At 68.0% G+C, this 6,000-nt stretch carries 12 protein-coding genes; 11 read left to right on the forward strand and 1 reads right to left on the reverse strand.

What is annotated here, in order from left to right:
- Nucleotides 1-461: 461 nt before the first annotated feature.
- The 6 genes from AB0J46_RS48610 to AB0J46_RS48635 all read left to right on the forward strand — a co-directional run bounded on the left by AB0J46_RS48610 (nucleotide 462) and on the right by AB0J46_RS48635 (nucleotide 2,721).
- The gene (locus AB0J46_RS48610) at nucleotides 462-725 is read left to right on the forward strand and encodes a hypothetical protein (protein ID WP_364343195.1); all 264 of its coding nucleotides are present in this window, start codon (nucleotides 462-464) and stop codon (nucleotides 723-725) included.
- A gap of 830 nt (nucleotides 726-1,555) precedes the next feature.
- The gene (locus AB0J46_RS48615) at nucleotides 1,556-1,780 is read left to right on the forward strand and encodes a hypothetical protein (RefSeq protein ID WP_364343198.1); all 225 of its coding nucleotides are present in this window, start codon (nucleotides 1,556-1,558) and stop codon (nucleotides 1,778-1,780) included.
- Nucleotides 1,777-2,058 carry a hypothetical protein gene (locus tag AB0J46_RS48620; RefSeq protein WP_364343201.1) on the forward strand — a complete coding sequence of 94 codons (282 nt, stop codon included), beginning with the start codon at nucleotides 1,777-1,779 and terminating at the stop codon, nucleotides 2,056-2,058. The genes AB0J46_RS48615 and AB0J46_RS48620 overlap by 4 nt, the downstream gene beginning before the upstream one ends.
- 47 nt (nucleotides 2,059-2,105) lie before the next feature.
- The gene (locus tag AB0J46_RS48625; protein WP_364343204.1) at nucleotides 2,106-2,243 is read left to right on the forward strand and encodes a hypothetical protein; all 138 of its coding nucleotides are present in this window, start codon (nucleotides 2,106-2,108) and stop codon (nucleotides 2,241-2,243) included.
- Entirely contained in the window at nucleotides 2,240-2,434 is a 195-nt protein-coding gene (locus AB0J46_RS48630) for a hypothetical protein (protein ID WP_364343207.1), read from the forward strand. Before AB0J46_RS48625 ends, AB0J46_RS48630 begins: the two co-directional genes overlap by 4 nt.
- Nucleotides 2,431-2,721, forward strand: a complete 291-nt coding sequence (locus AB0J46_RS48635) for a hypothetical protein (protein ID WP_364343210.1) — start codon at nucleotides 2,431-2,433, stop codon at nucleotides 2,719-2,721. The genes AB0J46_RS48630 and AB0J46_RS48635 overlap by 4 nt, the downstream gene beginning before the upstream one ends.
- Before the next feature lie 532 nt (nucleotides 2,722-3,253).
- Here AB0J46_RS48635 and AB0J46_RS48640 read toward each other — a convergent pair.
- On the reverse strand, nucleotides 3,254-3,679 hold the full coding sequence (locus AB0J46_RS48640) for a hypothetical protein (protein WP_364343213.1): 426 nt from the start codon (nucleotides 3,677-3,679) through the stop codon (nucleotides 3,254-3,256).
- 61 nt (nucleotides 3,680-3,740) lie between these two features.
- On the opposite strand from AB0J46_RS48640, the gene AB0J46_RS48645 reads away from it, so the two are divergent.
- The 5 genes from AB0J46_RS48645 to AB0J46_RS48665 are packed head-to-tail and all read left to right on the forward strand — an operon-like array spanning nucleotide 3,741 to nucleotide 5,909.
- Nucleotides 3,741-4,031: a hypothetical protein gene (locus AB0J46_RS48645; RefSeq protein WP_364343216.1), complete on the forward strand. Its 291-nt coding sequence runs from the start codon at nucleotides 3,741-3,743 to the stop codon at nucleotides 4,029-4,031.
- Nucleotides 4,032-4,086: 55 nt separating this feature from the next.
- Nucleotides 4,087-4,644: a hypothetical protein gene (locus AB0J46_RS48650; RefSeq protein ID WP_364343219.1), complete on the forward strand. Its 558-nt coding sequence runs from the start codon at nucleotides 4,087-4,089 to the stop codon at nucleotides 4,642-4,644.
- A 60-nt stretch (nucleotides 4,645-4,704) separates the two neighbouring features.
- The gene (locus AB0J46_RS48655) at nucleotides 4,705-5,109 is read left to right on the forward strand and encodes a hypothetical protein (protein ID WP_364343222.1); all 405 of its coding nucleotides are present in this window, start codon (nucleotides 4,705-4,707) and stop codon (nucleotides 5,107-5,109) included.
- Between the two features lie 60 nt (nucleotides 5,110-5,169).
- Complete coding sequence (locus AB0J46_RS48660) at nucleotides 5,170-5,508, forward strand: hypothetical protein (protein WP_364343225.1); 339 nt, start codon at nucleotides 5,170-5,172, stop codon at nucleotides 5,506-5,508.
- Nucleotides 5,509-5,561: 53 nt separating this feature from the next.
- Nucleotides 5,562-5,909: a hypothetical protein gene (locus tag AB0J46_RS48665; RefSeq protein WP_364343228.1), complete on the forward strand. Its 348-nt coding sequence runs from the start codon at nucleotides 5,562-5,564 to the stop codon at nucleotides 5,907-5,909.
- Nucleotides 5,910-6,000: the final 91 nt, after the last annotated feature.

Raw genomic sequence — 6,000 nt, forward strand, 5'->3', positions numbered from 1 at the left:
GGGCCTGGCGTGGACGGAGTGCGGCGGGGGCCGGGCGGCCGTCTACGCGGCGGTGTGCGTTCACGGGCATGTCCGGCAGGGCCGCCTGTGTGAGGCGCATCTGCACCAGGCCCGTGATGGCCTGGTGTTGTGCGTCCCGTGTGTGTGGGAGGGGCACGACTGCCGGTTGGTCGGGGTCGCCGCGGTGGATGTCGCGGGGGAGGCGTAGCGGTGGCGTGCGACGTGCGCACGTGGGGGCCGGACGGTCCTGCGTGCGGGGAGCCGATGGTGCGCCGGTTCATCATGACGTGCGCGCACCGGCATCTGGAGGCCGACGAGTACTGCCACCAGCACGTGCATGATCTCGCCAGCGGAGGCGCGCTGTGGTGCTCGCCATGCGGCCGGCGCGGTCACCTGTGCCGGTCGTGGCCTATCGCGGAGATCGACCAGGCGGGGAACCGGCGCGAACTGCCGGGGGCCCGATGACGGGCCCGTCGGAGGCCGGCTGCCGAGCTCGGCGTAGCCCTCATGGGGAGGCGTGCGGCGGCGAGGTGGTGGTGCGCCTGGTCGTCGGGTGCATCCATGAGCATGTGCTGCTTGCCGCCGCGTGCCAGTACCACGTCCAGGACGTGGCCGAGCGGCGGGGCGCGTGCGTGCGGTGCTTCGACGTCGACGGGCATCGCTGCGTCGTGGCCGCGCTGGGTGAGCTGGGTGAGGACGGGAAGTTGGTGGTTCTGCGTGGATAGGCGCGGGTCGTACCGTGATCAGCATCATGCCCTTCCCTCAGGGCGCGGTTCGAGCGTGTCGAGGGGAGCGGGGTGGCTGGCAAGCCGATCTACTGGACATGGATTGCCGTGGTACGGCGAGCCGAGTTGGGGTTCGGTGAGGGGAAGAAGCGGATCAACTCGGCAACCGTGCAGCATGTTGCGCTGGTCGCCGCCACGTACGGCAATCCGGACGGAACGAGGGTTCGGCCGTCGGCAGAGAGGCTGGCCCGGGTGACGCGGTTGAGTGAGCGGACGGTGCGGCTGAGCTTGGGGCGGTTACGCGACGTTGGGCTGCTCGTGCGGGTAGTTCAGGGGTCGTCGCAGGGTCGTCGCGCGTTGGCGGACGAGTACCGGCTCGCGATCCCTGACGACCTGTTGGAGCGGGTATCGATGCTCGACCCAGGTGAGCGAGAGCTGACCGTCCCGGAGGGGGTGGACCCGCCACCGCCGAAGCGGACCAGGCGGCCGCGATCACCGGATGCTGCCCCCGGTGATGGGCCTGTGGATAACCCTTGATCAGGTGATGCAGCATCCGGTGTTCCGGGGCGTACCGGCGAGTAATCACCGGATGCTGCTACCGGAACACCGGATGCTGCTACCAAGAACACCGGATGCAGCATCCGCCCACCTACCAAGCACCTCCCCACTACCTACCAATGACGCGCATGACCCTCCGTACGGCGCTGAGGTGGAAGGGGGAGAATCGAACCCGCCACCACCAAGATCAACACGTGGATGATCCCCCTCCAAGAGGCCGAACCACCACCACTCCGTAAGAGCTAGCGAATCGGCCAGCAGAAAGGACCCGCATGGCCGCCGACCCTGACATCGAAGCCACCTGGAAAACCATGCGCGCCGCAGTCCGCGCCATCCTCCAACCCCACATCCAAGCCGCACTCCTCGAAGACGACGTCACCGCCATCGCCGACTGGCTCAACGCCAACGGCTGGAAGCCCCCACTCCGCAAACTCGACCCGATCATCGCCGCCGGCCGCGCCGCCCGCGACCACGCCGCCCGCAAGGAACAGCAGTGACCCACGACCTGCGCGAACTGCACGCCCACATGCGGGCCCAGCTCGCCCCCATGCTGAGGCAACTCAGCGCCGCAGCCGAACAGCTCGGCGCCGCGTTCCACAAGCTCGGCCCCGCCCTCCGCGCAACCCTCCTCATCAACGGCACCTGGCACACCATCAGCCCCCGCCAGCGGCGCGCCCACCTCAAGGACCTGGACCAGCGCGCCCGCGCCCAGCGCAACGCCCGCTGGCCCCGAGCCACCCACACGAAGATCACCTACCACCGGAAACGCCGATGACCCACCACCCCCAACCCCACCGCTGGCGAGGCGTCACCCTCACCAACATGTGGATCGACGAAACCACGCACCTCACCGACACCGACTGGCGCCGCCTCACCCAACACCTCGCCCGCGCACTTCGCCGCACCACCTGGCCGGCAGCCAGCCGCGTCAAGACCCTCTACCGAACGAGACGCCGATGACCGCCCGCACCTCCACCGAGATCACATGCAACACCAGCCGATGCATGGCCGCCATCCGCGTCCACGCCGCCGACCCCGAACTCGCCCGCGGCCAAGCAGCCGACGCCGGATGGAGCAGCCAGGACGACCTCGACTACTGCCGCCCCTGCACCAACATCCATGCCGCCGACACCCCGGAAGGCCCGAAGTGAGCGCCATCCCCACCATCACCCTCATCTGCAACCACCACGACTGCTACACCCACGCCGTCCTCATCGGCGCAACCGACCCAAGCGACGCAAGGCGCGAAGCCGCCACCCGCGGCTGGACCAGCTACCACCACCAGGCACACGGCCACGAACACGACCACTGCCCCGACCACTCCCAGCCGACCAAGCCCCGCCAGAAGCGCAAGCGGCTCCGCGACCGCATCCGCAACCTCACGCCCCGGCTGTCGATGCCGCCCGTGCCCGCGCTCAGCACCACGACTCGCCGCTGACCGATTTCTAACCAATCATCCGATTCTGTAGCAGCTAGCGAGAAAGCTAGCTGACGACTCAACCCGCACACCCCCCTGTACGCGTCCGTAGACCACCACAGAGACGCGACAGGGGGGTTTTGTGTGTCCATATACCAAAAGGTCGAGGAGGAGCGCTCAGCGACCACTACAGAGCTTCACCGGAACGCGAAGATCATCAACAAACCGAACACCGACGTACGACATACGACAACGCCAGGCCACAACATCTGGCGGGCTGATCATCAGAGCTGCTGATGATTTGCTTGAAGATTTTTAGCCTCGCTAATCGATGCTGCAATCAGGGATGAGCGCTGGTCACTGGGGGTGAGCGATCGGGGAGGGTCCGGGGTGCGCTCCGGGAGTACTCCAAGACGCGTCCAGTGGAGCGCATGAGCACGAGGCTGTGTTACAGCTTCAGAGCGTGTTACAGGTCATTCCATGTGCTCTGACCTGGTAGTTCATCGCCGTTATCTTACTGTTACATAATTAGTCGTAACGACCTTGCACTGACTCACGAAGTACTCGACGTGAGCAACCAACCAACACGCACCGTCGCAGCAGCAGCGGGGGCCATCGTCCCCGCCGCGCTGCTGCTCTGTGCGCTCACAGCGCCCGCTAAGGGCAGTCCAGTCACCCCCGACCCCACCCCCACAGGCGCGGTCACGACCATCACGCAGGAGGTCACCACCACAGCAACCGCAACGACCACAGCGACCGTGACGACTACGGCCAGCCCGGAGCGCACGCCCACGACTACGGCCACCGTCACCACGACGGCCACCACTACGGCCACGACTACGGCCACGGTCACGGCGAGCGCATCGGCAGCGCCTACGGTCACGCTTACGGTCGCGCCCACGGCCACGGTCACCGCACCGCCGACCCCATCGACGGCAGCGCTACCCACCCCGACCGTGCCCGTAAGCGCGTCAAGCACGCGCCGCAAGCCTGCCGAACCGCCGGTACAGATGCCGTCAGTCGCAGGAGACGACCCCGGCATGGCGTCCGCGTTCAATGCGCTAGCGAGCCAGCTAGCAGTGCAGAGCGCGGCCACCACCGGCATGCCCACGGGCATGGCTGTGGGAGGGGGCGGCGCGGGAGTGCTCGCCCTGGCCGTCATCGGCGCGTTGATCTACGCGGTTCGGCGCAACCGGAAGGCGCGTAAGCAGCGTCAGCCGGTTGCCCCGTCCACGGAGCGCACCCCGGAGCGCGCCCCCGAGCGCGTCCCCGTCGAGTCGTCGCAGACCAGCGACGACACGACCGTTATCGATCAGTCCGAAACCAAGTAACCAACAGGGCCGCCCGCGACGGGCGGGCGGCCCGCCAACCACAGGAAGAATGATCATGGAATTCAAGCTCAGTCCCACCGCGATCCTGGACAAGATCCTCGCCGAGATCGACGCCGACCCTCGACAGAAGGGCAGCGGCGGCACGTGGGACCGCGACGTCCGTAAGGCGGGTCTGCCCGTCATCGCGTCGCACGTCATCGCGCAGACCTTCAAGCTCGGCAAGGGGCAGCTCGACTACGCCGACGACATGATCGCCTGCCCCGACGACATGGAAGCGGACGTGATCGACCGCCGCGACGGAGACAAGCCGAAGGTGTTCCGATCCACGATCGGCATGCTCGCCCTAGGCGGACTCAAGGCCGATGACCCGCTGGCCGCCGCCCCCGCGCCGACGTCGGACAAGCTCAAGGAGATGCGCGCGGAGATCGCCCGCGCCGAAGAGGTCATGAACCTCCGCGCCCAGGTCGCCCGCCTGGAGAACATCAACGCCACCCAGCAGGAGGAGATCCGTCGGCTCACGGAGGAGCTGAGCGCCGCTCAGACCGCACTCAACAACCCGAAGCCCGCCCCCAAGGCACCCACCAAGTCCGCTAGCGGAAACGCTGGCAAGTAGCCGCACGGTCGCGCCCCCGCCTACCCACGGGGGCGCGACCCCTCCCGAACGGAGATCACCATGCCAACACCCGATGGCGTCATGCAGCAGGTAGCCGACGCTGCACACACCCTGAACCGCATACTCCACAGCGCACGCATCGAACCCTTCCCCGTGCGCACCCTCACCGGAGCCATAGAGGTGGACGGCCGTGCCCGCCACCGCATCAGCTCCGCCATCCTCGCCATGCCTGACGGAATGGCACGCACGCTCGCCGTAAGCGCGTGGGCCGTCTTCGCCGAAGTCCTCTACGAGTCCGGACGCGGCGAGCACACACGCCCCGATGTCCTCCGCGTGTACCTGACCGCCCTCACCGATCACGCGCACATGATCGAAGGCGCAACCGCCGTGGCGGTCGTCGAAACCGCCATGCGCCAGGGACTCGCCCAGGCTGCCACCCCGCGCGGCCACCACCACCGCCCCTAACCCCCGCGCCTGCCCGCTGGCACTTCCCCGCCAGCGGGCACCCTCCCCGAACGGAGCAACATGAGCAGGCTCACCGCCCGCCAAGTCGCCGACCGCGCAATCGCCGCCTACCTGGGTACGCTCACCGCCGTCGGCATCACCCCGCCGAACGTGCGCGCCGCCCAGTACGCCGGGAACATCCGGCTTCTCCGCATCGGTGAGCAGGCGGCGGGCAACGCCGCGTACCGGCTCGCCGACGGCAACGCCCGCACCGCCGCTGTCACCGCCGTGGCGGTGTGGGGCGAGTTCGTCCACCTGTGGGAGCACAACGCCAGCCTCCGGGACCTTCACACGCTCGCCGAAGCGCTGGCCGACGTGAACGACCGCGCTAACTGGACTACCACCGCCGCAACGGCCTAACCCCGTGCCGCGCGGCCTACCCCGCCGCGCGGCACCTACCGAACGGAGCAACCATGAACGCCCCCACCCGCCACGACCTGATCACGGATGCGCAAGACGCCCTGGTCTCTATCCTCCGGCACGATGACCTACCGAGCGACTTGGTCGGCGCGCCGACCAGCGTGTTCTACACCCACTTCCGTGACACCCTCATGCAGGCGCTGACCATCCCCGACCGGCATGCCCGTGACGTCGCCGTCGCGGCGCTGGCCGTCTTCTGCGAGTTCATCAGCATGTGCGAAGACGGCACGTTCACGTCCGACCTCACCACAATCGTCGGCACGCTCGTACGGCTCGCCGTTCGCCGCGAGGGCATCGCGCAACAGCGCGCCGTCCAACGCGTGAAGCGCTACGCCGACTAGAGCCTGAACGGAGTTCGGATCTTTAGGCTGGCCGGAGGCTTTGGATCCACAGGACGGCCCCGCGTAGGTGCAGGCCGGCCAGATAGCTGTC

It is taken from the genome of Nonomuraea sp. NPDC049758 (genome assembly GCF_040674635.1).
Taxonomy (GTDB): Bacteria; Actinomycetota; Actinomycetes; order Streptosporangiales; family Streptosporangiaceae; genus Nonomuraea.